Consider the following 24687-nt stretch of genomic DNA (forward strand, 5'->3'; position numbering starts at 1 on the left):
TGCACGCCCTCAGATCCGTGGCCCGCGCTCGAGGGTCAGCGGGCGCGTTCGGCGAGGCGGGCGCAGTCGATGCAGAGCTCGGCGGTCGGGCGCGCAGCGAGTCGCTCCGCGCCGATCGGGCGCCCGCACCGGAGGCAGTCGCCGTAGGCCCCCTGCCCGACCCGGCGGCGGGCGTCGGCCAGCTCGCGCTCGGACCGCGTCAGAGCGTCGCGCACTCCGGCCATCCGCGACCACTCCGCCGAGAGCGGTGTGCCCTCGGGATCGTGCTCGTCGTCGGCCGTGCCGTCGCCGCGCGCGAGCAGCAGCTCGGCCAGCGCCTCGTCGAGCCGGACGGCCTCGCTGCGGGCCTCGGCCTGGCGCTCGGCGAGCAGCGCGTCGAGCCGGCGCAGCTCCTCCTGGTCCATCGGCATCCCACCATGGTCGCACCGGCCGCACGATCCGTTCCCCCGACGGCACCGCGACTCGGGGCAGACTAGAGGCATGCCCGTCGTGACCGTGCTCCCCGACCGCCTCGAACTGCGCCTGACGAGGGCCGAGCGGCTGCTCGCCTTCCACCGCGGCGACGTCGTGATCGACCGATCGAGCATCCGCTCCGCGACCGTCACCGAGGATCCCTGGATCTGGGTCCGCGGCATCCGCGCCCCGGGCACCGCCGTGCCGCTGACCATCGCCGCCGGCACGTGGAAGTTCCACGGCGGCAAGGACTTCCTGCTCATCAAGCGCACCGCGTCGGCCGTCGTGCTCGACCTCGTCGACGAGGACTGGTCGCGCCTGATCATCAGCACGAAGCACGCCCCTGAGCTCATCGCGGCCCTGCAGCTCGGGCCGACGACGGCGGCGATCCCGATCATCGAGACGGAAGACCTGGTCGTGGTGCCCGAGGTGGCGGAGCAGGCCGCGGCCCGGCTCGCCGCGACCGACGCCGCCGCCACGGCCCGCGAGACCGAGGCCGTCGGCGCGGCCGACGCGGACCGTCCCGCCGTGCCGCCCGCCTCACCCGCCGAGGACGCGTCGCTCGACACGGAGCAGGCGGTGGCCGAGACGTCCGCCGTGGCCGAGGCGATCGGGGAGGAGCCGGCGCCCGCGAAGAAGCCCGCCGCGAAGAGGAAGCCGGCTGTGAAGAAGCCGGCGGCGAAGGCGTCCGCGGAGACCCCCGCCCCGGAGGCACCCGAGGCGACCGCCGTGAAGCCCCGCGCCCGCACCCCGCGCCCCGATTCCTCCGTCGGCCACGCCTCGGCCGAGCCCAGCGGAGCCACCGAGGCCGCCGAGTAGCGCCTCCGGCCTCGCGAGCGGCCGTCAGAGCTTCAGCCGCACCGCCGTCTCGAGTGCCGCCTCGATGCTCAGCCGCCAGCCCTGCGCCAGCCGGTCCTTCGTGCCCGAGTAGAGGCTCGCTCCGTCGACCAGGTTGCTGGAGCACGCGCAGACCATGCCCGCCCGGAGCCCGCGCAGCCGCGCGACGACGTACAGCGCGCTCGACTCCATCTCGACGTTCAGGACCCCGTGCCGCTCGAGCGTCACGATCCACTCCGGAGTCTCGGCGTAGAACGCGTCGTCGCTCGCGTTGATGCCGGAGTGCACCGGCACTCCCTCCCGGTCGGCGATCTCGCGCGTGGCCTCCAGCAGCGCCGAGGTGAGCGCCAGATCGGGCACCGCGGGGAAGCCCGGATGCGCGTACGCCGCGCTCGTGCCGTCGTTGCGCAGCGTCCCCTCGCTCACCAGCAGCGCGCCCGGCTCGATGCCGCGCTGCGTCGCCGCCGAGCTCCCGACGCGGATGAACGAGGTCACTCCGACCCGCGCGAGCTCTTCCACCGCGATCGCGGTCGAGGGGCAGCCCATCCCGGTGCTCGTCGCGGTGATCGGATGGCCCTTGTAGGTCCCCGTCATCGTGAGGTGCTCGCGGTTGTGCGCGATCTCGCGCACGTCCGCGAGGAACTCGGCGATCATCGGGACGCGGAACGGGTCGCCCGGGAGGAGGGCGACGGTCGAGACCTCTCCCGGTGCGATCCCGATGTGGTACTGGCGCTCGCCGAGTCCGGCGGCGCTCTTGTCGACTGCAGTCATGGGCCGACCCTACGCAGGCGCTGTTTCGACGCGGTTACCGGCCGCGGTGCGATCGGGAGCCGGCGGATCAGGCCCGCACGTCGACGAGCGTGCGCCCGCGCACCTTCCCGGCGAGCACGTCCCCGGCGATGTCGAGCGCGCCGCTCAGCGACACCGTCGAGGTGAGCCCGTCCAGCAGTTCGAGGTCGAGGTCGTGCGCCAGCCTGCGCCAGGCCTCCTCGCGGAGCTTCCGCGGCGCCTCGACCGAGTCGACCCCCGCGAGCGTCACTCCGCGCAGGATGAACGGCATCACCGTCGTCGGCAGGTCGGCCCCCTGCGCGAGTCCGCACGCGGCGACCGCGCCGCCCCGGCGGGTCTGCGCGAGCACGTTCGCGAGCGTGTGCGAGCCGACGGAGTCGACCGCCCCGGCCCAGCGCTCGGACTGCAGCGGCTTCCCCGCCTCCTGCAGCTCCGCGCGGTCGATCACCTCGGCGGCCCCGAGGCGGCGCAGGAAGTCGCCCTCCTCGACCGCTCGACCCGACGACGCCACGACCTCGTGTCCGAGGCGCGCGAGTAGGGCGACGGCGAGGGAGCCGACCCCTCCGGCCGCGCCCGTCACCAGGACGGGACCCGAACCCGGGCGGACGCCGTGCTTCTCGAGCGAGAGCACCGCCAGCATCGCGGTGAACCCGGCCGTGCCGATCGCGCCGGCCCGGGCAGACGAGATCGCCCCCGGCAGACGCAGCAGTGAGGCGGAGTCGACCCGGGCGCGCTCGGCGAGCCCGCCGTCCACGCGCTCGCCGAGGCCGGCGCCGGTGAGCACGACCCGGTCGCCGGAGTCGAAGCGCTCGGCCGCCGCGCCGTCCGCGTACTCGACGGTGCCGACGAGGTCGATCCCGGCCACCAGCGGCGGTCGCCGGACGACTCCGGGCCGCCCGGCGAGCGCGAGGGCGTCCTTGTAGTTGACGCTCGAGTACTCCACCGCGATCACCACGTCGCCGTGCGACCGATCGGGTTCGTCGCGCTCGATCAGCGCGGCGCGGTTCGGGGTGTCGGTGTCGGAGGCGTCATGCTGCTCGACGACGATGGCTCGGTACATGGGCCCACGCTACGCCCGGGACGCGGTCGCCGTCCCGCCCGATCACTCAGTCCGCCCGATCGCTCAGTTCAGCGCGCGCGTCCCCTCGGGCAGGGAGCCGCCCTCGTAGAGCGCACTCGCCGCGTCCTGCAGGGCGGTCAGCGCCACGCGCTGCGTCCACGGCCCGTACGAGATCCGGGCGATGCCCAGCTCCTCGAAGCGGGCGGGGGACTGCGACCCGGGGATGCCGATCACGCTGATCCGCTGTCGACCGAGCGCGGCGACGAGCGCCTCGATCTCGGCGTCCTGGAGGAGACCCGGCACGAAGAAGCAGGTGGCCCCGGCGTCGAGGTAGGCGCGGCCGCGCTCGACGGCGTCCGCGAGCACCTCGGAGCGGTCCCGCTCGCCCGCGCGGAGGAACACGTCGGTCCGGGCGTTCAGCGCGAAGGGCACCGCCTCGGCCTCGGCCGCCGCGACCGCCTTCTCGACGGCGCGCAGAGCCTCCGGGAGCGGCTTCGCCTGATCCTCGAGGTTCGCGCCGACGACGCCCACCTCGATCGCCCGGCGCACGGTCTCGCCGGCGTCGCCGTAGCCCGCCTCGAGGTCGGCCGAGACGGGGACCTCGACCGCGGCGACGATGCGCGCGATCATGCCCAGGTGCAGGTCCAGCGGGATCCGCTCGCCGTCCTCGTAGCCGAACGACGCGGCGATCGAGTGGCTCGCGGTGGCGAGCGCCCGGGTCGCGGGCAGCGCGGCGATCGTGGTCGCCGAGACCGCGTCCCAGACGTTCACCACGCTCAGCAGATCGGGGTCGGTGTGGAGGTCGACGAGGGTGCGTCCGCGCGCTTCGATGCTCATGCCCCGAGACTAGGGGTGCCTCCGTGCGCCGCGCAGAAGAGCTCGTCGCACTCCCCGCACACCACCAGCTGCGTCCGGCAGGAGGGGTCGAGGCAGTTGCGCATCCGGCTGGTCGGCGCGGTGCAGCCCGCGCAGCGGCCCAGCACCTCGGCGTCGGGCGAGAAGGTCAGCGAGCCGCGGCCGTCGAAGACGTAGAGCGCTCCGCGCCAGAGTCCGGAGTCGCGTCGCGCCTCGCCGTAGCGGACGATCCCGCCGTCGAGCTGGTACACCTCGCCGAATCCCCGCGCGGTCATCAGGCTCGAGAGCACCTCGCAGCGGATGCCTCCGGTGCAGTACGTCACGATCGGCCGCCCCTTGAGGTGGTCGTAGACCCCGGAGTCGAGCTGCTCGACGAAGTCGCGCGTGCTCGCGACACCCGGGACGACCGCGCCGTCGAAGCGGCCGATCTCGGCCTCGAAGGAGTTCCTGCCGTCGAAGAAGACGACGTCGTCGCGCTCGGCGACCAGCGCGTCGAGCTCGTCGGGCTGCAGTCTCGTCCCGGTGCCGACCACGCCGTCCGCGTCGACCCGCAGCTCGTCGGGTGCGCCGAACGAGACGATCTCGTCGCGCACCTTCACCGAGAGACCGGGGAAGTCGAGGCTGGCGCCGTCCTCGTCGAGCCCGGTGCCGGCGCTCCACTTCACGTCCATGCCGCGGAACGCGGGATGCTCCTTCGTCCGGCGCGCGTACTTCTTCAGCGCGCCCATCTCGCCGCCGAGCGTGCCGTTCAGGCCGTCCTTCGAGACGATCAGCCGCCCGCGCAGCCCGAGCGACTCGCACAGCTCGCGCTGCCACAGGCGGATCGCCTCGGGGTCGGCGAGCGGCACGAAGCGGTAGAACAGGAGGATCTTCGGCAGCACCGGCACATCCTACGAGGCGCCGCCACCGCGCGAAACGGCACCGCAACACGGCTGTGGCAGCATCGGCGGGTGACCGACGCCTCCGCCACCGTGCCGCACTCCCGGGTCGAGGACGTCTTCGGACTCGTGACCGGGGCGTTCGTCGTCTCGCTGGGCCTGTTCCTCCTGCGCGCGAGCGAGGCGGTCACGGGCGGCACGGCGGGGCTCGCGCTGCTGCTGGGCTATCCGCTGTCGATCCCGTTCGGCGTGATCCTGGTGGTCGTCAACATCCCGTTCCTCGCGTTGTCGCTGTGGAAGAAGGGCTGGCGCTTCACCCTGCGCACCATGTTCTCGATCGTGCTCGTCTCGGTGCTGGCGGGGCTGCATCCGCTCGCCTTCGGCGCGCTCAGCATCGAGCCGGTCTACGGAGTGATCACCGGCGACGTGCTCGCGGGCATCGGGCTGCTGATCCTCTTCCGGCACGGCTCGAGCCTGGGCGGCTTCAGCATCGTCGCGCTGATCGCGCAGGAGCGGCTCGGCTGGCGGGCCGGCTACGTGATGATGGCGCTGGACGCGTGCGTGGTGGTCGCCGCGCTGCTCGTCGTGCCGCCGGTGAACGTGCTGATCTCGGCCGCGGGCGTCGTGGTGCTCAACCTCGTGCTCGCCTTCAACCACCGGCCCGGCCGCTACCTCGGTTCCTGAGCACCCGCTCCGCAAGCCCTGGCCCTCGTCGCGGGCGTTCGTACGCTGGAGAGGGCCCGCGACCGCGGGTCGCCCCGTCCGAACGGAGAACCGGATGTCCGACTGGAACTACGACCCCTACGCCCGCCTCGGGGAGGTGCCCTCTTTCGCGCTGACCAGCGACGACATCGCCGACGGCGCCCCGCTGGACGCCCGCCACTACGGCGAGGGTTCGGGCGGCGAGGACGTCTCGCCGCACCTGGCCTGGTCGGGAGCGCCCGAGGGGACGAAGAGCTTCGCCGTGACGGTCTTCGATCCCGATGCGCCGACCGGCTCCGGCTTCTGGCACTGGGCGCTCTACAACCTGCCCGCCGACACGGCCGAGCTGCCGACCGGCGCCGGCGCCGCCGGCTTCGAGCTCCTGCCGCCCGGGGCGCAGACGCTGCCCAACGAGATGCGGCTGCGGCAGTTCATCGGAGCGGCACCGCCGGACCGCGAGCACCGCTACTTCTTCGTCGTGCACGCCCTCGACGTCGAGCGGCTCGACCTCGATCCGGAGTCGACGCCCGCGATCCTGGGCTTCAACGTGCACTTCCACACGCTGGGCCGCGCGCAGATCGTCGCCACGGCGACGCCGGACGGCGCGAAGGGCTGAGCCGCCCGAGGGGCGCGCCGCTCAGCCGAAGAGCGTGCGCGCCTCCTCGTACCGGGAGTCCGGCACGGTCTTGAGGGTGCCGAGGGCCTCGGCGAAGCCGACGTGGTAGATGTCCGTGCCGCGCAGGGCCACCATCCGGCCCCAGTGCTCGGCGACGACGGAGTCGATCGCGGCCATGCCCAGGCGGGTCGCGAGGACCCGGTCGAACGCCGTGGGCGTCCCTCCGCGCTGGATGTGGCCGAGCGTGGTCGCGCGCGTCTCGATGCCCGTGCGCTCCTCGATCATCGGAGCGAGCATCTCGCCGATGCCGCCCAGGCGCGGGCGGCCGAAAGCGTCGAGTCCGCGCTCGGAGTGGGCGTCGTCCATGGTGTCGAGCGAGAAGCCCTCGGCGACGACGACGAGCGGGGCGCGCCCTCGGTCCTGCGCGCTCTGGACCCACTCGACGATCTGGTCGATCGAGGTGCGCTTCTCGGGGATGAGGATGACGTGCGCGCCCGCGGCCATGCCGGAGTGCAGCGCGATCCAGCCGACGTGGCGGCCCATGACCTCGGCCACCATGCAGCGTCCGTGCGAGTCGCCGGTGGTGCGGAGGCGGTCCATCGCGTCGGTCGCGATGCCGACGGCGGTGTCGAAGCCGAAGGTGTAGTCGGTGGCGCCGAGGTCGTTGTCGATCGTCTTGGGGACGCCGACGATCTTGAGGCCCGCGTCGGTCAGCCGCTTCGCCGCGGCGAGGGTGCCCTCTCCGCCGATCGCGATGATCGAGTCGATGCCGTTGCTCTCCATCATCGCGGCGATCTTCTCGGGGCCGCCGTTGGGGCCCTCGAACGGGTTCGTCCGGCTCGTGCCGAGGATCGTGCCGCCCTGCTTCGCGATGCCCTGGATGTCGGAGCGCTCGAGCGGCATCAGGTCGCCGTCGACCACTCCTCGCCAGCCGCCGCGGAAGCCCACGAACTCCTGGTCGTACACCTTGATGCCCTTGTACACGGCACCGCGGATGACGGCGTTGAGGCCGGGGCAGTCGCCCCCGGAGGTCAGGATCCCGATCTTCACCCGCTCAGAGTAGAGGACGACGGAGCGACCGGCGCACCCCGCTCGCCGGTCCGGGTCCCGGACGCGACGACGGGCCCCTCCTCGCCGCCTCGAGGAAGGGCCCGTCGCGTGGGGAACTAGTTGGCCTTGCTGGTGTTCAGGGTGCCGTTAACGCCGCGGGGGAAGAATCCGCCGACGCGCGAGGCCTTGGGGGTGAGGTACACGATGTTCAGGACCTCGCCGGGGGTGCGGCTGAAGGCGATCGAGTTCTTGTCGGTGGGGACGATGTTCGTCTGTCCGTCGACCTTCACTCCCTGGTCGAGGTCGCTCTTCCCGTCGAGGCTGTCGCGCGCGTTCGAGAGCTTGTTCGCCGGGTCGGACAGGTCCGCCGCGTAGATGGCCGAGCGGATCGCGCCCGCGTGGTACGCCTCCACCGCGAGGATGCCCGCGGCGGCGTCCAGGTACGTCTTCGACTGGATGAGCGGCGCGGCACCCTTGTACGCCGTCACTCCGACGTCCTCGAAGACGAAGGCGCCGAGCAGGAAGTTCGCCTCGCTCGCGAACGGGTCGAACGTCCCGCCGGCCGGGATGACGCCCGCCGCGGCTGCGGCGGCGTTGAAGCTGGCCTTGAGGTCGATCGCCGGGCGGGCCACCGCGGCCGTGCCCAGCGCGGCGCGGAGGAACTTGACGTGCGCCTTCTCGTCGTTCGCGACCTCGGTGGCGAAGCTCTTGAGCCACGGGGTCTTGAACTGCACGGGACGGCCGCCGATGACGCCGCCGGGGGTGCCCTTGCCGGTCACGTCCGAGCCGCCGAGGCCGGTGCCGTAGACGGCGCGGAGGTAGAACTCGGCCTCCAGGTACTCGAGGTTGAGGGCGAAGTTGAGGATCGAGGCGTCGCTGGGGCCGCTGGCAGCGACCTCCTCGGCGGAGGCCGCGGGGGCGGCGAGGGCGGCCGCTCCGATGCCCAGGCCGGCGATGCCGGTGGCCTCGAAGAAGCGGCGACGGTCGAGAGCGGTCTCGGAGCTCTTGACGATCGCGTTGCGGATGAAGGAAGTGTCGAACATGTGCGCATCTCCAGTGATAGGCGGGATGCCGGACGACTCAACGCGCCGTCGCGACAGCGTGAAGCTACGCCCGCGAATGCGGCGCTGACCAGCGGAATCGGCGAGAAAAGATTGCGCATGTGGTCATCGGTCCTGGTCCAATCCGGCGGGGCCGCGGCTCCGAAGACCTGTCACCGGAGGAACGCCGGGCGGGGTGGCCGGAGGCTCTCCCGGAGGCGCTGTCGGAGGGCGCGATTACCATCGCTGCGTGACCTCCGCCCCTCCCGCTCCCGTGCCCGCCCGGGCCACGGTCTACGCGCCGGCCGTGCCGGTGAGCCTCGCGCTCACCGTGCGGACGCTGCTGCGCGGCACCGGCGATCCGACGATGCTGGTCGACGCCTCGGGGTTCTGGAAGGCGTTCCGCACGCCGCGGGGCGCAGGCACGCTGCACCTCGTGCAGGCGGCCGACGGCGCGGTGCACGCGCGCGCCTGGGGCGAGGGCGCCGAGTGGCTGATCGACCAGGTGCCGGAGCTGCTCGGGCACGGCGACGACTGGAGCGGGCTCGACCTCTCCTCCCACCCCCCGCTCGCCGAGGTGCTGCGCCGCGTCGAGGGCCTGCGGCTCGCCCGCGCCGGGCTGGTGTTCGAGATGCTGGCGCCCTCGATCCTCGAGCAGAAGGTCACCAGCACGGAGGCGTGGCGCGCCTACCGCACGCTCGTGCGCCGCTACGGCGAGGTCGCTCCGGGCCCCGTCGCCCTGCACGCGGCGCCCACGGCCGAGCAGTGGCGCCGCATCCCGTCGTGGGAGTGGCACCGGGCCGGCGTCGACCCGCGGCGCTCGCGCACGCTGCTGACCGCCGCGCTCGTCGCTCCGGGCCTCGAGCGCACCCTCTCGCTCGGCCGCGGGGGAGCGGAGGTCGAGTCGCGTCTGCGCTCGGTCCCCGGCATCGGCGCCTGGACGGCGGCCGAGGTCATGATGCGGGCGCACGGCGATCCCGACGCCGTCAGCGTCGGCGACTACCACCTCGCCGCCGCCGTGGGCTTCGCCCTGACGGGGCGGCTGGGCGTCGACGACGACGGGATGCTGGAGCTGCTCGAGCCGTGGCGCGGGCACCGCCAGCGCATCATCCGGCTGATCGGCTGCAGCGGTGCGAGGAAGCCCCGCCACGGCCCGCGGATGACGATCCAGGACCACCGCGGCCACTGACCGGGCCGGGACGCCTAGGCGCCGCGCTCCTCCAGCACCGCCATCGCCGCGTTGTGCCCGCCGAGCCCCGAGACTCCTCCGCCGCGGCGCGCTCCTGCTCCGCAGACGAGGATGCGGGGATGCGCCGTCGCGACGCCCCAGCGCTGGGCGGGGGTGTCGAGCGGGTCGTCGTCCTCGGCGAAGGGCCACGACAGCGGTCCGTGGAAGATGCTGCCGCCGGGCAGGCCGAGGCTCTGCTCGAGGTCGTGCGTGGTGCGCGTCTCGATGCAGGGCTCGCCGTCGACGTCCCGCAGCAGCAGGTCGCGGATCGGCTCGGCGAGCACCGAGTCGATGGAGTCGAGGATCTCCTCCTGCAGGCGCTCGCGGGTCGCTGCGTTGTTCTCGGCGGTCAGCCAGCGGTCGGGGGTGTGCAGGGCGAAGACGGTGAGCGTGTGCGCGCCCGAGGCGGCGAGCTCGGGCGAGAGGATCGTGGGGTCGGTGAGGGAGTGGCAGTAGATCTCGCACGGGATCGGTTCGGGGGTGCGCCCCGTCGCCGCGGCCCGGTGAGCGGTCTCGAGCGCGTCCCAGCCCTCGTTCACGTGGAAGGTGCCGCCGAAGGCCGCCTCGGGCGCGACGCTCTCGTCGCGCAGCCGCGGGAGGCGCCGCAGCACCAGGTTGACCTTCACCTGCGATCCCTCGGGGCGCTCCGCTCCGACGCCGGACGTGCCGCCCATCAGGGCGTCGAGCACGAACGGCGCGACGTTCGAGAGCACGTGCCGGGCGCGGACGCGGCGGCTGCGCGGACCGCGGCGGTAGACGACCTCGCCGTCCGCCCCGATCGCGGTCACCTCGGCGCCGGTCAGGATCCTCGCTCCGGCGTCCCGCGCGGCCCGGTCCAGGGCGCCCGAGACGGAGCCCATCCCGCCGACCGGGACGTCCCAGTCGCCGGTGCCCTGGCCGATCACGTGGTAGAGCAGGCAGCGGTTCTGTGCGAGTCCCGCGTCCGCGGCGCCCGCGAAGGTGCCGATGAGCGCGTCGGTCAGCAGGACCCCGCGCGCGAGGTCGTTCGCGATGCTCTTCTCGATGACCTCGCCGATCGGCCGCTCGATCATCGCGTGCCAGACGGAGTCGTCGCCGACCAGCCGCCGCGCCTCACTCCGGCGCAGGAGGGGCTGGGTGAGGGTCGGCCAGAGCGCCGCGGCCATCCGGCCGGTGCGGCGTGAGAACTCGGCGAACGGTTCGGCGTCCTCCGGCGAGCCGAGCCGGGCGAAGGACGCGGCCGTCGCCTCCCGGTCCTGCGTGTCGACCAGCAGGCCGCGACTCGGATCGACGGGATCGGGCGTGTAGGAGGAGTAGCGGCGGCGCACGAGCGGCACGTCGATCCGCAGGTCGTCGAGGATCGCGCGCGGCAGGAGGCTCACCAGGTACGAGTAGCGGCTGAGCCGCGCCTCCACGCCGCGGAACGGGGACTCGGACACGGCGGCGCCGCCCGTGTGCTCGCTCCGCTCGAGGACGAGGACGTCGAGCCCCGCCTGCGCGAGGTAGGCCGCGGCGACGAGCCCGTTGTGCCCCGCGCCGACGACGACCACGTCGACCGCGGCGTCGGACGGGGTGCGCGGTGCGCGGGGACCCGGCGCGGTGCCGCTGCGCTCGCGGTCCTGAGCATCGCGGGGACGGTGCCGATCGCGTCGGGCTGTGCTTCGCGCCATGCAGGCCAGTGTGGTCGGCCGGGCGGCGGGGCGCGAGTCCGGAACGGCTCAGGCGTCGTCGGTGCGCAGCGCCTGGGCGACGAACTCGCGGAGGGAGAACAGGATCTCCTCCGTGGAGCGGCCGCTCGACTCCGCGAGCCGGCCGGTCAGCCAGGTCAGGCAGATGACCGAGGCGCCGGCGACGTCGGACGCCGTCGGCACGACCACGCCGTCGAGGTCGACCACGCCCTCCTCGATGGGGCTGAGGGCGCGCTCGAGCACGGCGCGGTTCATCGGCCCGGTCGCCTCCCCGTCGAACGCGGCGGTGCTGTCGATGAGGGCCTGGGCGGCGATCATCGCGCCCTGCGGGACGGGCAGCGGATCCATCGGATCTCCGATCAGGAGCGGGAGCGGTCGGGTGCGCCCATCGTCCCGCGCGCCCGCTCCGGCGTCCACCGGACGGGCCCGGGTTCGGGAGTCTTCCCAGAGGCGCGACGACACGCACCGCCTGCATGCCGACTCGGGCATAGCCTCGTGGCATGGAGCAGTCGGAGTCCCCAGCCGTACCCGGGAACGACCCCGAGCCGATGATCGCGCGCGTCGAGACGCTGGCGCGGCGCTGGCTCGAGCGCAGCCGCGCCTTCGAGCCCGACCCGGCCGCGCAGCGGCTCGCCGGGGTGCTGCAGGACCCCGACGGCCTCGACTTCACCGTCGGCTTCGTCGACGGCGTCGCACGACCGGAGGACGTCTCGGTCGCCGCGGAGAACCTGTCGGCGCTCACCTCCAGGACCCCCGCGTTCCTCCCCTCCTGGCTGCGCGCGGCCGTCGCCACCGGAGGAGCGGTCGGACCGGTGCTCCCGTGGGTCGTCGTACCGGCGGCGCGGCGCGTGCTGCGGCAGCTCGTCGCGCACCTGGTCGTCGACGCCTCCGACGCCCGGCTCGGCGCGTCGATCGCGAAGCTGCGCGAGGGCGGCGACCGGCTGAACCTGAACCTGCTCGGCGAGGCGGTGCTCGGTGAGCGCGAGGCGCTGCGGAGGCTCGAGGGCACCCGCAGGCTCCTCGAGCGCGACGACGTCGACTACGTCAGCATCAAGGTCTCGAGCATCGCGAGCCAGCTGTCGATGTGGGCGTTCGAGGACGCCGTCGAGCGGGTCGTCGAGCGGCTCACCCCGCTGTACGAGGCCGCGGCGATGAGCCCGACCCCCACCTTCATCAACCTCGACATGGAGGAGTACCGCGACCTCGACCTGACGGTCGCCGTCTTCCAGCGCCTGCTCGACCACCCGAACCTCCTCGAGCTCGAGGCCGGCATCGTGCTCCAGGCCTACCTCCCCGACGCCCTCGGCGTGCTGCAGCGGCTCACCTCCTGGGCCGCCGCCCGGCGGGCCCGGGGCGGAGCGCCGATCAAGGTGCGCATCGTGAAGGGCGCCAACCTGCCGATGGAGCGGGTCGACGCGGCGATCCACGACTGGCCGCTCGCCACGGTCGGCAGCAAGGCCGAGGCCGACACGAACTACAAGCGCGTGCTCGACTGGGCGCTCGACCCCGAGCGCACCGACGCGGTGCGGATCGGAGTGGCGGGGCACAACCTCTTCGACGTCGCGTTCGCTTGGCTCCTCGCGAACGACCGCGGAGTGGTCGACGCGGTCGACATCGAGATGCTGCTGGGCATGGCGACGGGCCAGGCGCGGGCGATCCGCGAGGACGTCGGGCGCCTGCTGCTCTACACGCCCGTCGTCCACCCGGGCGAGTTCGACGTCGCGATCTCGTACCTCATCCGGCGCCTGGAGGAGAACTCGAGCCCCGACAACTTCCTCTCGGCGGTGTTCGAGCTCGAGGACGAGACCGTGTTCCAGCGCGAGCTCGAGCGCTTCCGCGTCTCGCTCGAGGCGCTCGACGACCGCGTGCCGCGTCCGAACCGCACGCAGGACCGGCTGCGGGAGTGGTCCTCCGGTTCGGGCCTGCGCCTCGTGCAGGAGCACGCGGGCGCGGGCGAGCACGCGCTCGACCCGGCGGCCGCCGGGCTGACGCAGGCCGTGCTCGGGCTCAGCCGGGGATCCGGCGCGAGCGCGGCGACCGCCGGCTTCCGCAACGAACCGGACACGGATCCGTCCCTGCCCGGCAACCGCCGCTGGGCCCGCCTGATCACCGACCGGATCGCCGCCTCGACCATCGGCACCGCGACCGCCGATGCCGCGCGGATCACCTCGCCCGAGGCGCTGCAGGAGCTCCTGCGCGCGGTCGGCCGCCGCGCCGAGCGCTGGGGCGAGCGCCTGGGCTACGACCGCGCCGCGATCCTGGACCGCGCGGGGCTCGCGATCGCCGCCAACCGCGACCGCCTGCTCGAGGTCATGGCCTCCGAGACGGGCAAGACCCTCGCCGAGGGCGATCCCGAGGTCTCGGAGGCGATCGACTTCGCGCACTACTACGCGACCCGGGCGCGCGAGCTCGACGCGATCACCGGCGCGACCTTCGTTCCCGCCCGGGTCACCGTCGTCGCCCCGCCGTGGAACTTCCCGGTGGCGATCCCGGCCGGCTCGGTGCTCGCGGCGCTCGCCGCGGGGTCCGGAGTCGTGCTGAAGCCCGCCCCGCAGGCCCGCCGCTCGGCCGCCGTCCTGGTCGAGGCGTTGTGGGACGCGGGCGTCCCGCAGGATCTGCTCGCCCTCGTCGACCTCGACGAGGAATCGCTCGGGCGCGCGTTGATCACCGATCCGCTGGTCGACCGCGTGATCCTCACCGGCTCGTACGACACCGCGAAGCTCTTCCGCTCCTGGCGGCCGGATCTGCCGCTGGTCGCCGAGACGAGCGGGAAGAACGCGATCATCGTCACTCCGCACGCCGACTACGACCTCGCGGTCGCCGACATCGTGAGGAGCGCCTTCGGGCACGCGGGCCAGAAGTGCTCAGCCGCGTCGCTGGTGATCCTCGTCGGCTCGGTCGCCCGCTCGAAGCGGTTCCGCGCGCAGCTCGTCGACGCGGTCACGTCGCTCCGCGTCGGGTACCCCGACGACCCCGCGGCGGCCATGGGCCCGCTGATCGAGGCGCCGACCGGGAAGCTCGCCCACGCGCTCACCACCCTCGGCGGCGGGGAGTCCTGGCTCGTCGAGCCGAGGCGCCTGGACGGCACGGGCCGGCTCTGGTCGCCGGGCGTGCGCGAGGGAGTGGGCGAGAACAGCTACTTCCACCTGACCGAGTTCTTCGGACCGGTGCTCGGGATCATGCACGCGATGACGCTCGAGGACGCGATCCGGATGCAGAACGCGACCGACTACGGGCTGACCGCCGGGCTGCACTCCCTGCACTCCGACGAGCTCGCCCTCTGGCTCGACTCGGTCGAGGCGGGCAACCTGTACGTCAACCGCGGGATCACCGGCGCGATCGTGCGCAGACAGCCCTTCGGCGGCTGGAAGCGCTCGTCGGTCGGCGGCGGCTCGAAGGCGGGCGGCCCGAACCACCTGATCGGCCTCGGGTCGTGGAAGCCCTCGCCCGCCCGCCCGTCCTCGACGCTGCACCTGCGCGGACTGGACGACCGGGCCCGCCAGTTCATCGAGGCCGCGCAGTCGTCGCTGCAGTACGAGCAGTTCGACCTGCTGCGCCGCTCCGCGCTCTCGGACCAGCTGGCCTGGTCGACGGAGTTCGGAGTGGTGACGGACGTCTCGAAGATCGGGGTGGAGCGGAACCTGTTCCGCTACCTGCGGGTGCCGATCGCGCTGCGCCTGGCCGACGGCGGCGACCTGGGGGAGCTGCTCCGGGTGGTGGCCGCGGGCCTGCTGACGCGGTCGCGGATGGACATCTCGACGTCGATCCCGCTGCCGCCGCGCGTGCTCGAGATGCTCGGTGGCGACGAGCTGGCCGAGATGGCCGGACTGGTGCCGAAGGTGGTCGTCGAGTCCGACGCGCAGTGGCTGGCGCGCGCGGCGGCCGGGCGCATCACGGCGTCGCGCATCCGCATCGTCGGCGACATCGTGTCGGACCGGGTCGACGCCTTCGCCGGTCCCCAGGGCCGGACCGGGCCCTCGCTCGGGCCGGACACGGCGGCGACCGTCGACGCGCGCAACGCCACCCGCTCCTTCACCGACGTGGTCACGGGCATGACGCGCGGCAGCACCGGCAAGCCGATCCCGCTGCAGCGGGCCGACGGGTCGAGGATCCCGCTCGCCTCGGCGCTCGCCGAGGCCCTCGGCGGCGCTCCGGACGTCGCGATCTTCGCGAACCCCGTCACCCCCTCGGGCCGGGTGGAGCTGCTGCCGTTCCTCCGCGAGCAGTCGATCTCGATCACGAACCACCGTTTCGGGAATCCGATCGCACTGTCCGACGACGTCATCTGACACCGACGAGGCAAAAGGTTGTCGCTTCAACGAATCGTGTAGAGTGGATGTCATGTCCTCGACCCCGCCCGAGCCCCGCTGGCTCACCTCCGAGCAGCTGGGCGCGTGGATCCGCTTCATCGCCGTCGTCGAGCTGCTCCCGGGTGCGCTCGACCAGCAGCTCCAGCGCGAGGCGGGCCTGACCCACTTCGAGTACATGACCCTCGCGATGCTGTCGGACGCCCCCGACCGGACTCTGCGCATGACGACCCTCGCGACCCGCACCAACGCCACGCTGCCGCGTCTCTCGCACGTCGTCACGCGGCTCGTCTCCCGGGGCTACCTCGAGCGGCGCCCCTGCCCGACCGACGGCCGGGCGACGAACGCCGTGCTCACCGAGCAGGGTCTGGCGAAGCTGGTCGAGACCGCGCCCGGACACGTGGCGACGGTGCTCGCCGATGTCATCGACCCGCTCGACCCCGAGCAGATCCCGCAGCTCGCCGACATCATGGCGCGCATGCTCACCCGGCTCGATCCCGACGGGCGGATGACCGTCGACGCGGTCCGGACCGCACTCGGCCCGGCCCTCGACCGGGAGCAGGCGGACCGGGCGCAGGACTGAGCCCCGACGCACCTCCGGCCCGTCGTTGAGGGCTCTGCCATCCTCGGGCCATGCGCTTCTCGACGACGATGCACCAGGTCGGCCGCAACACCGGCATCGAGGTCCCGCCCGAGGTCGTCGCGGCCCTGGGCGGAGGCGGACGGCCGGCGGTCCGCGTCGTCGTGAACGGGTTCGAGTACCGCAGCACGGTGGGAGTGATGGGCGGCAGGGCGCTCGTGCCCTTCTCGGCCGACAAGCGTGCCGCCACGGGGATCGCGGGCGGCGACGCGCTCGAGGTCGAGATCGAGCTCGACACCGCTCCGCGCGAGGTGGTGGTGCCCGAGGACCTCGCGCGAGCGCTGGAGGCCGCCGGGCTGACCGAGCGCTTCGCAGCGCTGTCCCCCAGCGCCCGCAAGGCGCACGTCGTCGCGGTCGAGGGTGCGAAGGCCGAGGCGACCCGCGCCCGGCGCCTCGCGGGCGTCCTCGAGAAGCTCGGAGTCCCCCTCCCTCCTCCTCAGGGATGACTCCGCACCGCCGGATGTCGCGTCACGGCACCGGCGTCCCGCGCCCTGGGTAAGGTTCACCTCGGTGCCCCACGGGGGGAGCGCCGAGTGCGCTGTCGCGCGGAGCCGGGGGACGAGATGAGTGCGGTTCGACGTTGGGTGTTCCCGATCGTGTGGATGGTGATCATCGGAGCGGCGAGCGTCGCGCTCGTGAAGATCGCCTTCTTCCCGGACACCTCGGCCGAGGCCGATCCGACGGTCCCGACCGGCGAGCTGACGGAGCCCGTCGTGGCGGTCGCGCGCGGCACGATCACCAACGACCTGGAGCTCCAGGGCACCGTCGCCGCCGACCCGGCCGTGCCGCTCAAGGCGACCGCCGTCGGCACCGTCGACGACGTGTACATCCAGCAGGGGGCGACCGTCGCGAAGGGCGACCTCGTCTACGACATCCGCGTCGAGACCGTGCGCGAGCCGGTCGAGACCACGGCCGCCGACGGCACCGTCAGCGTCTCGCAGCCCCCGCCGGCGGTCCGCTTCGAGCGGGTCTACGCCGAGGCGGCGGGCGTGCTCAGCGCGCTCGGCGTCATCCACGACCAGGCCGTGACGGTCGGCGAGGTGACCGGCCAGGTCGCGCCGCCCAGCTACTCCGTCACCGGCACCATCGACGCCCAGCAGCTCTACCGGATCCAGGACCGGCCGACGGAGGCGCAGGTCGCGATCACCGGCGGTCCCGCCGCGTTCGCCTGCACGGGTCTCACGATCACCACTCCGCTGGCGGGCGAGGGCACCGAGGGCACGGCAACCGGCGAGGCCGGAGCCACGGGCTCCGGGACGAGCTTCCGCTGCCAGGTGCCCGCCGAAATCACCGTGTTCCCGGGCCTCGCCGCCTCGGTCACCCTCGCCGGAGGGCTCGCCGAGAACGTGCTGGTCGTGCCGACCACGGCGGTCGAGGGCGCCGCCGAGTCCGGAGTCGTCTTCCGCCTGGCCGAGGACGGCTCGACCGAGGAGATCCCCGTGACCCTCGGCCTCACCGACGGCGTCAACGTCGAGATCACCGGCGGCGTGGACGAGGGCGTGGAGCTGCTGCAGTTCGTGCCCGGCGCCGCCGCCGTCGACCCCGGCCTCGAGTCGGGCGAGTGCGTCGCCAACCCCGACGGCTCGGTGTTCTGCCCGTGACGATCCTCCGGCTCGAGGGGATCCGGAAGGTCGTGCCCCTGCCCGACGCGGAGCCGCTCACGATCCTCGACGGGGTGGACCTCGAGGTCGGCGAGGGCGATCACGTCTCGGTCGTCGGCCGGAGCGGATCCGGCAAGTCGACGCTCCTGAACATCCTCGGACTCATCGACGAGCCGACCGACGGGCAGATGCTCCTCGAGGGAGTGCCGACCGAGACCCTGTCGGCCCGAGCGCGCGCCCGGATCCGCGGCGGCAGCATCGGCTTCATCTTCCAGCAGTTCAACCTGCTCGACGGCCGCACGGCCCGTGAGAACGTGATGACGCCGCTGCTGTACGCGACCGGGCGCGAGTTCTGGCGCCGCCGCGACCTCGCCGCCGAGATGCTCGAGCGCGTCGGTCTCGGCCACCGGGTCGACTCGATGCCCGGCCGCATGTCGGGCGGCGAGCAGCAGCGCATCGCCATCGCCCGCGCCCTCGTGCGCCGACCCCGGCTGATCCTCGCCGACGAGCCGACCGGCGCACTCGACACCGACACGGGGGAGACCGTGATGAGCCTGCTCGACGAGATCGCCCGCGAGTCCGGCTCCGCACTGGTGACCATCACGCACGACCCGGCGATCGCCGCCCGGGCGGAGCGGCACTACCGGCTCGATCACGGTCGTCTCGGCACGGCGTCCTCGGCCGGCACTCTGCACGAGCGCGTGCCCGCGCACGCGGCGGCCGCCGCTCCGACTGTCGTCGGTCCCGCAGTCGATCCCGCGGCCGACTCCGAGGGCGTGCTCTGATGCGCGGCCTGATCGGCGTCGCGGGCGCGATCGTCGAGGCCTGGACCGAGCTGCGGATCCACCGCGGCCGGGTCCTGCTCTCGCTGATCGGAGTGGCGGTGGCGGTGGCCGCGCTCACCGGAGTCGTCGCGGCGGGCGGTATCGCCCGGCAGGCGAACGTCGAGCAGATGGAGCGCTCGAGCGGCCGCCCGGCCAGCCTGTACGTGAGCGCCTACGCCACGGGGCCGGAGGGCGTCGTCGACGCGGAGGTCCTGGACACGGCGTGGGAGAAGGTGCTCGAGCGCTACGGCATCACCTACGCGAGCCGCACCACCTTCGGCTCCACGCGCGTGCAGTTCTCCGACGGCGCCGTCGACGTCTCGGTGACCGCGGTCGACCAGCCCTACGCCGAGATGCACCGCCTCGAGATGGAGGAGGGCGCGTGGTTCACCGAGCGCGACGAGCGCCGGTTCGCGCCCGCCGTGGTCGTGAGCGAGATCATGTGGGACAGGCTCGGTCGACCGGATCTCGCGACGCACCCGACGGTCGCCCTGCTGGGCTCCGAGGGCGACACCACGGCGGTCGTGGTGGGCGTCACTCCGGTGAGCCAGTGGGACACCGAGCCCACGATGATGATGCTCGTCGACGCGTACGCGGGGATCGCCGAGCAGACGCCGGCCGACGACCAGTTCGGCGGGGGAGCGACGCCCAGCTACGAGATGTGGGTGCCGCTCGACATCGCGGACGATCTCGCCCAGGCGGTGCAGCGCGACATCGCCGCGGCGCTCGGCCCCGGCGTCGACGCCGATGTGAGCCGCCAGGACTACCTCGCGTTCGACAGCGATCCGTTCGCCGTGCTCACCTGGGTGATCGGAGGCGTCGCCGGACTCGTCCTGGCGCTCGGTGCGCTGGGGCTGCTCAACATCGCCCTCGTGACCGTGCGGCAGCGCATCCGCGAGATCGGCATCCGGCGCAGCTTCGGCGCCTCCTCGGGCCGCATCTTCTTCTCGATCATGATGGAGAGCGTGGTCGCGACGGTCGTCGCCGGCGTCGTCGGAGTCGCGATCGCCGTGATCCTGGTCACCAACCCGATCACCGTCGACTGGGTCCAGCAGAACGGCATCGAGGACATCCCGCCGTTCCCGGCGGAGGCGGCGCTGCTCGGTCTCGGTGCGGCGACCCTCGTCGGCGCGCTGGCCGGTCTCGTGCCTGCGATCGTGGCCGTCCGGGTCAAGGTCATCGACGCGATCCGGTACTGAGCGATCCGGTACTGAGCGATCCGGTACTGAGCCCCCCTGCCGGAGCCGATCCCGCTAGGGCGCCGTCGAGCGGCGCACGACGAGCTCGGGTTGGAAGACGGTCTGGCGGGGGATCAGCTCGGGGTCGGCGGCCTCCTCGAGCAGCACCCGGAGGGCCGTCCGGCCGATCGTGGTGCTCGGCTGGCGCATCGACGAGAGCGGCACCGCGGCGGCGGCGGCGAACGCGATGTCGTCGAAGCCGATGAGCGCGATCTCGTCGGGGACGAGCATCCGCCCGCCGGTCGCCAGAGACTGGAGGAGGCCCAGCGCCAGCAGGTCGTTCGCGGCGAAGACCGCGTCGGGCCGCTCGCGGCGGGGGCGGGCGACGAGGCGCTCGCCGGCCGAGACGCCCTCGGCCACCGTGAGGGCCGAGGTGGCGACCACCTCGATGTCGACCGGGGCGGCGCTGTCCTCGGCCGCGACCCGCGCTCCCGCCAGCCGGTCCACGACCTGGCGGATCTCGAAGGGGCCGCCGACGAACGCCAGGCGCCGCCGACCCGTGGCGATCAGGTGGTCGACGGCCATCCGACCGCCCGCGACGTTGTCGACCGAGACCGAGCTGAAGCGCCCGTCGCCGCTGAAGCGGTCGACGAGCACGGCCGGGATCCCGCGCTCGCGCAGCCGCTCGAGCCGGCGGGTGATGTCCCCGTGCGGCGAGATCAGGACTCCCCGCACCTGCTGCTCCTCGAAGAGGTCGAGGTAGTGCCGCTCGCGGGCGACGTCCTCGTCGGTGTTGCCGTGGAGCACCGCGATGCCGTGGCGGGAGGCCTCGTCGACCGCTCCGTGCACCACGTCGCCGAAGAACGGGTTGCGCCCGTCGAGCACGACGAAGCCGACGGTCGAGCTGACGCCGTTGCGGAGCTTGCGCGCGGCGTCGTTGCGGACGTAGCCGAGCTCCTCGATGGCGAGGTTCACCCGCGTCAGGTTCTCGGCCGAGACCTCGTCGGGGCGGTTGAGCACGTTCGACACGGTGCCCACGGACACGCCCGCGTGCTGGGCCACGTCGCGGATGCTCGCTGCCACTGTTCCCCTCCGTCACGACCGTGCACCGAGCGGCACTGCTCGTCTTGACCGACCCGGTCGCCGTCCCTAGAGTATGCCTGAACACAGGTTGAATCGATTCAGAATTCCTGAGCCGCCGAACCCGACGCCCTCGACGAGGAGGCACCTCCGTGACAGACACCGCGCCCGCCCCGGCGCTCGAGCTCGCCCGGGTGGTGAAGTCCTTCGGCGCCGTCATCGCGCTGCGCTCGGGCACCCTCTCGCTGCACTCGGGCTCCATCCACGCGCTGATCGGGGAGAACGGAGCCGGCAAGTCGACCCTCGTGAAGATCATCGCCGGCGTCCACCGCCGCGACGCGGGGGAGTTCCGCCTGCACGGACGCGACGTCGACTTCACCTCCACGGCCCAGTCGAAGGCGGCCGGCGTCGCCGTCATCTACCAGGAGCCGACGCTGTTCCCGGACCTCTCGGTCACCGAGAACATCTTCATGGGCCGCCAGCCCACCGACCGCTTCGGGCGGATCGACCGCAGAGCGATGCGCGCCGAGGTCGAGCAGCTGATGCGCCGCCTGGGAGTGTCGATCGATCCGGAGCGGCCCGCCGAGGGCCTCTCGATCGCCGACCAGCAGATCATCGAGATCGCGAAGGCCATCTCGCTCGACGCCTCCGTCCTGGTGATGGACGAGCCGACCGCCGCCCTGTCGGGCGTCGAGGTCGAGCGCCTGTTCGCGGTGGCGCGGAGCCTGCGCGACGAGGGCCGGGCGCTCGTGTTCATCTCGCACCGCTTCGACGAGGTCTTCGCCCTCTGCGACACGATCACCGTGATGCGCGACGGCTCCTACATCGCGACAACGCCGACGAGCGAGGCCACGATCGACGGCATCGTGCGCCAGATGGTCGGCCGCGACGTGACGGAGCTGTTCCCGAAGCAGCCGGCCGAGATCGGCGAGGTGGTCCTCGCGGTCGACTCGCTCACCCAGCCGGGCGTGTTCCACGACATCTCGTTCACCGTGCGCGCCGGCGAGATCGTCGGTCTCGCCGGACTCGTGGGCGCCGGGCGCAGCGAGGTCGCCCGCGCGGTCTTCGGAGTGGATCCGTACCAGAGCGGCACCGTGACGCTGAACGGGACCCCGCTGCCCCGGCGCGACCCGGCCGGTGCGATGCGCGCCGGAGTCGCCCTCGTGCCCGAGGACCGCCGGAAGCAGGGCCTGGTGCTCGACGCCTCCGTCTCGAACAACATCACGACGGCCATCCGCCGCGGCCTGACGAAGGGCGGTCTGCTCACCCGCGGAGCCGAGAACTCGGCGGCGCGGATCTGGGCCGGGCGCCTCGAGGTGAAGACCAACGCGCTCGACACGGTCGCCGGCACCCTGTCGGGCGGCAACCAGCAGAAGGTCGTCCTGGGCAAGTGGCTCGCCACGAACCCGAAGGTGCTGATCATCGACGAGCCCACCCGCGGCATCGACGTCGGCACCAAGTCCGAGGTGCACCGGCTGCTCTCGCAGCTGGCCGGCGAGGGCATGGCGATCCTCATGATCTCCTCCGAGCTGCCCGAGGTGCTCGGCATGGCCGACCGCGTCCTGGTGATGCGCGAGGGCCGGCTGACCGGCGAGCTCGCCCGCCAGGACGCGACCAGCGAGGCCGTGATGCTCGCCGCCACCGGCGGCACGGGCGCCGTCACCGCCGATCCCACCGCCCCGCACCGCACCGAAGGGAGCGCCGCATGAGCGCCGCGACGACCACCGCGCCCTCGACGGGACGGCCGACGCCCTCCTCCGGCGGCCTCTCCCGCGGACTCCGCGGCTTCGCGACGGCGCGCGAGACGAGCATCCTGCTCGCGATCGTGCTGCTCGTCGCGGTGACGACCGTCAAGAACCCGTCCTTCCTCTTCTCCCCCGACGGCTGGCGGGACCTGCTGCTGACGCCGTCGATCCTCGTGCTCGTCGCGGTCGGCCAGGCGATCGTCGTGATCACCCGGAGCGTGGACCTCTCGGTCGGCTCGATCCTCGGGCTCTCGGCCTACCTCACGGGACGGTTGTTCCTGGACGTGCCGGGCCTGCCGATCATCGTGGTCTTCGTGGCCGGGATCCTCTTCGGCGGTCTGCTCGGACTGATCAACGGCGCCCTCGTCGCGTTCGCCAAGGTGCCCGCCCTGGTGATCACGCTGGGCACGCTCTACGCCTATCGCGGCATCAACGTGGCCTGGGCCGGCAGCGACCGGGTCAACGCCTCGGACATGCCGAAGGACTTCCTGGCGCTGGGGACCGGTCAGATCCTGACCATCCCGATCCTCACGATCATCGCCCTCGTGGTGCTGGTCGTCGCCGGCTACTGCATGCGCAACCTCCGGGCCGGGCGCGAGTTCTACGCCATCGGCTCCGAGCCCGACGCGGCGCGCCTGTACGGCCTGCCCGTCACGCGCCGGATCCTCACCGCCTTCGTCCTGAGCGGGGCGCTGACCGGGCTCGCCGGTGTGCTCTACGCGGCCCGCTACGGCACGGTCAACTCGCAGGCGGGCTCCGGCTGGGAGCTCGACGCGGTGGGAGCGGCGGTCATCGGAGGCGTCGCGATCTTCGGCGGCTCCGGCACGGTCTGGGGCGCCGCGCTCGGCGCGGTCCTGCTCCTGACCATCAACCGGGCGCTCCCGATCCTCGGCGTGCAGGACTTCTGGCAGCGCGCCGTGGTCGGCGTCCTCATCATCGGCGCGATCGTGCTCGACCGCGTCCTCTCGATCCGGCAGTCCCGCCGGCTCCTGGCAGAAAGGGACGACGCGCGATGAGCTCTCTCTCGACCGAGACGACCGCCGTGCGGACGGCGCGGACGTACCGCGACTACGGTCACGGACGCCTCCGGCGCCTGCTGCTCACCCGAGAGACCGCGATCATCGTGCTGCTCGTGCTCGTCGTGCTCGTCGCGTCGGCCACGGTGCGCAACTTCGACCGCCCGATCACCGTGACCTACCTCCTCCTGGACATCGCCCCGGTGCTGCTGATCGCCCTGCCGATGACGCTGATCATCGTCACGGGCGAGATCGACCTCTCCGTCGCCTCGACGGTGGGCCTGGCGAGCGTGCTGACCGGGATCCTCACCCAGGCCGGCGCCCCGTTCGCGGTCGCCGCGCTCGTGGCCCTGCTGGCGGGAGCGGTGGGAGGAGCGCTGAACGGGTTCCTGATCACGGTGGTCGGCCTGCCCTCGCTCGCCGTCACGATCGGCACGCTCGCGCTCTACCGCGGTCTGGCCGTGGGCCTGCTCGGCACCACCGCCGTCACCGACTTCCCGGAGTTCTGGACGGACCTCGCGACCTCGAAGATCGGCGACTCGCCCGTCCCGACGATCGTCGTGCCGATCGTGATCCTCGCGATCGTGTTCGCGGTGCTCCTGCACTTCACCTCCTTCGGCCGCGGGATCTACGCGATCGGACTGAACGACGAGGCGTCCACCTTCTCGGGCGTGAACGTGAACCGGACGAAGTTCGTCCTGTTCCTGCTCTCGGGAGTGGTGTCGGCCTTCGCCGGCGTCTACTTCACCCTCCGCTACGGATCCGCCCGCGGCGACAACGCCACGGGCCTCGAGCTCCAGGTGATCGCGGCGGTGCTGCTCGGCGGCGTCTCGATCTTCGGCGGCCGCGGCGCCCTGCACGGCGTGCTCGCCGGCGTCGTCCTGATCGGGATCCTCGCCAGCGCGCTCCGCCTGGCCAACGTCACCTCCGACGTCATCAACATCATCACCGGAGTGCTCCTCGTGCTCTCCGTGGTGACCACCAGCCTCCTGGCGTGGGTGCAGAAGAAGCGCACCCGCTCCGGGACACCCCGATCGGCCGCGGGCACCCGCCCGTGACCGGTCCGCACCGACAGCACCTCCCGCACGGGGACGGCGAGCGCCGCCCCCGCACCTCACATC

Annotated in this window: 23 protein-coding genes; 13 read left to right on the plus strand and 10 right to left on the minus strand. The window is 72.9% G+C overall.

Annotation, left to right across the window (positions count from 1 at the left end; all coding sequences use genetic code 11):
* Positions 1-35: 35 nt before the first annotated feature.
* Entirely contained in the window at positions 36-410 is a 375-nt protein-coding gene (locus tag ASF48_RS03555; protein ID WP_055786464.1) for a TraR/DksA family transcriptional regulator, read from the minus strand.
* 70 nt (positions 411-480) lie between these two features.
* On the opposite strand from ASF48_RS03555, the gene ASF48_RS19735 reads away from it, so the two are divergent.
* Positions 481-1272 (plus strand): hypothetical protein, encoded by a 792-nt coding sequence (locus ASF48_RS19735; RefSeq protein ID WP_200930962.1) that lies wholly within the window; start codon positions 481-483, stop codon positions 1270-1272.
* A gap of 24 nt (positions 1273-1296) precedes the next feature.
* On the opposite strand, the gene ASF48_RS03565 is transcribed toward ASF48_RS19735, so the two are convergent.
* The 4 genes from ASF48_RS03565 to trhO all read right to left on the minus strand — a co-directional run bounded on the left by ASF48_RS03565 (position 1297) and on the right by trhO (position 4872).
* Entirely contained in the window at positions 1297-2061 is a 765-nt protein-coding gene (locus ASF48_RS03565; protein ID WP_055786467.1) for a nucleoside phosphorylase, read from the minus strand.
* A gap of 67 nt (positions 2062-2128) precedes the next feature.
* Positions 2129-3139: an MDR family oxidoreductase gene (locus tag ASF48_RS03570; RefSeq protein WP_055786486.1), complete on the minus strand. Its 1011-nt coding sequence runs from the start codon at positions 3137-3139 to the stop codon at positions 2129-2131.
* A 63-nt stretch (positions 3140-3202) separates the two neighbouring features.
* Positions 3203-3976, minus strand: a complete 774-nt coding sequence (locus ASF48_RS03575) for an isocitrate lyase/PEP mutase family protein (protein WP_055786490.1) — start codon at positions 3974-3976, stop codon at positions 3203-3205.
* The gene (gene trhO / locus ASF48_RS03580) at positions 3973-4872 is read right to left on the minus strand and encodes an oxygen-dependent tRNA uridine(34) hydroxylase TrhO (protein ID WP_200930984.1); all 900 of its coding nucleotides are present in this window, start codon (positions 4870-4872) and stop codon (positions 3973-3975) included. The genes ASF48_RS03575 and trhO overlap by 4 nt, the downstream gene beginning before the upstream one ends.
* Positions 4873-4944: 72 nt before the next feature.
* Here trhO and ASF48_RS03585 point away from each other — a divergent pair, with 72 nt between their 5' ends.
* Both ASF48_RS03585 and ASF48_RS03590 read left to right on the plus strand, forming a co-directional pair.
* Positions 4945-5556, plus strand: coding sequence for a YitT family protein (locus tag ASF48_RS03585; protein ID WP_055786498.1), 612 nt, complete (start codon positions 4945-4947; stop codon positions 5554-5556).
* Positions 5557-5650: 94 nt separating this feature from the next.
* Positions 5651-6190: a YbhB/YbcL family Raf kinase inhibitor-like protein gene (locus ASF48_RS03590; protein ID WP_055786501.1), complete on the plus strand. Its 540-nt coding sequence runs from the start codon at positions 5651-5653 to the stop codon at positions 6188-6190.
* Positions 6191-6211: 21 nt separating this feature from the next.
* Here ASF48_RS03590 and ASF48_RS03595 read toward each other — a convergent pair whose 3' ends face one another.
* Entirely contained in the window at positions 6212-7240 is a 1029-nt protein-coding gene (locus ASF48_RS03595) for a 6-phosphofructokinase (protein ID WP_055786505.1), read from the minus strand.
* Between the two features lie 116 nt (positions 7241-7356).
* Positions 7357-8283, minus strand: a complete 927-nt coding sequence (locus tag ASF48_RS03600) for a ferritin-like domain-containing protein (RefSeq protein ID WP_055786508.1) — start codon at positions 8281-8283, stop codon at positions 7357-7359.
* Between the two features lie 247 nt (positions 8284-8530).
* On the opposite strand from ASF48_RS03600, the gene ASF48_RS03605 reads away from it, so the two are divergent.
* On the plus strand, positions 8531-9469 hold the full coding sequence (locus tag ASF48_RS03605) for a DNA-3-methyladenine glycosylase family protein (RefSeq protein ID WP_055786511.1): 939 nt from the start codon (positions 8531-8533) through the stop codon (positions 9467-9469).
* Positions 9470-9483: 14 nt separating this feature from the next.
* Here ASF48_RS03605 and ASF48_RS03610 read toward each other — a convergent pair whose 3' ends face one another.
* Positions 9484-11157, minus strand: a complete 1674-nt coding sequence (locus ASF48_RS03610; protein ID WP_082480961.1) for a phytoene desaturase family protein — start codon at positions 11155-11157, stop codon at positions 9484-9486.
* A gap of 48 nt (positions 11158-11205) precedes the next feature.
* The gene (locus ASF48_RS03615; protein WP_146168411.1) at positions 11206-11523 is read right to left on the minus strand and encodes a hypothetical protein; all 318 of its coding nucleotides are present in this window, start codon (positions 11521-11523) and stop codon (positions 11206-11208) included.
* Positions 11524-11675: 152 nt separating this feature from the next.
* On the opposite strand from ASF48_RS03615, the gene ASF48_RS03620 reads away from it, so the two are divergent.
* The 6 genes from ASF48_RS03620 (at position 11676) to ASF48_RS03645 (ending at position 19746) form a co-directional block, all read left to right on the plus strand.
* Complete coding sequence (locus ASF48_RS03620) at positions 11676-15464, plus strand: bifunctional proline dehydrogenase/L-glutamate gamma-semialdehyde dehydrogenase (protein WP_055786518.1); 3789 nt, start codon at positions 11676-11678, stop codon at positions 15462-15464.
* Between the two features lie 52 nt (positions 15465-15516).
* Positions 15517-16065: a MarR family winged helix-turn-helix transcriptional regulator gene (locus ASF48_RS03625; RefSeq protein WP_055786522.1), complete on the plus strand. Its 549-nt coding sequence runs from the start codon at positions 15517-15519 to the stop codon at positions 16063-16065.
* Positions 16066-16115: 50 nt separating this feature from the next.
* The gene (locus ASF48_RS03630; protein WP_055786525.1) at positions 16116-16568 is read left to right on the plus strand and encodes a YdeI/OmpD-associated family protein; all 453 of its coding nucleotides are present in this window, start codon (positions 16116-16118) and stop codon (positions 16566-16568) included.
* 156 nt (positions 16569-16724) lie between these two features.
* On the plus strand, positions 16725-17723 hold the full coding sequence (locus ASF48_RS03635) for a hypothetical protein (protein ID WP_157603035.1): 999 nt from the start codon (positions 16725-16727) through the stop codon (positions 17721-17723).
* Entirely contained in the window at positions 17720-18508 is a 789-nt protein-coding gene (locus ASF48_RS03640; RefSeq protein ID WP_055786532.1) for an ABC transporter ATP-binding protein, read from the plus strand. The genes ASF48_RS03635 and ASF48_RS03640 overlap by 4 nt, the downstream gene beginning before the upstream one ends.
* Positions 18508-19746, plus strand: a complete 1239-nt coding sequence (locus ASF48_RS03645) for an ABC transporter permease (protein ID WP_055786536.1) — start codon at positions 18508-18510, stop codon at positions 19744-19746. The genes ASF48_RS03640 and ASF48_RS03645 overlap by 1 nt, the downstream gene beginning before the upstream one ends.
* Before the next feature lie 54 nt (positions 19747-19800).
* On the opposite strand, the gene ASF48_RS03650 is transcribed toward ASF48_RS03645, so the two are convergent.
* On the minus strand, positions 19801-20808 hold the full coding sequence (locus ASF48_RS03650) for a LacI family DNA-binding transcriptional regulator (protein WP_055786541.1): 1008 nt from the start codon (positions 20806-20808) through the stop codon (positions 19801-19803).
* Between the two features lie 149 nt (positions 20809-20957).
* On the opposite strand from ASF48_RS03650, the gene ASF48_RS03655 reads away from it, so the two are divergent.
* The 3 genes from ASF48_RS03655 to ASF48_RS03665 are packed head-to-tail and all read left to right on the plus strand — an operon-like array spanning position 20958 to position 24624.
* The gene (locus ASF48_RS03655) at positions 20958-22514 is read left to right on the plus strand and encodes a sugar ABC transporter ATP-binding protein (RefSeq protein WP_082480962.1); all 1557 of its coding nucleotides are present in this window, start codon (positions 20958-20960) and stop codon (positions 22512-22514) included.
* Positions 22511-23566, plus strand: a complete 1056-nt coding sequence (locus ASF48_RS03660; protein WP_055786545.1) for an ABC transporter permease — start codon at positions 22511-22513, stop codon at positions 23564-23566. The genes ASF48_RS03655 and ASF48_RS03660 overlap by 4 nt, the downstream gene beginning before the upstream one ends.
* Positions 23563-24624: an ABC transporter permease gene (locus ASF48_RS03665; RefSeq protein ID WP_055786547.1), complete on the plus strand. Its 1062-nt coding sequence runs from the start codon at positions 23563-23565 to the stop codon at positions 24622-24624. Before ASF48_RS03660 ends, ASF48_RS03665 begins: the two co-directional genes overlap by 4 nt.
* Positions 24625-24687: the final 63 nt, after the last annotated feature.

Source organism: Rathayibacter sp. Leaf299 (assembly GCF_001423055.1).
Classification (GTDB): Bacteria; Actinomycetota; Actinomycetes; order Actinomycetales; family Microbacteriaceae; genus Rathayibacter; species Rathayibacter caricis.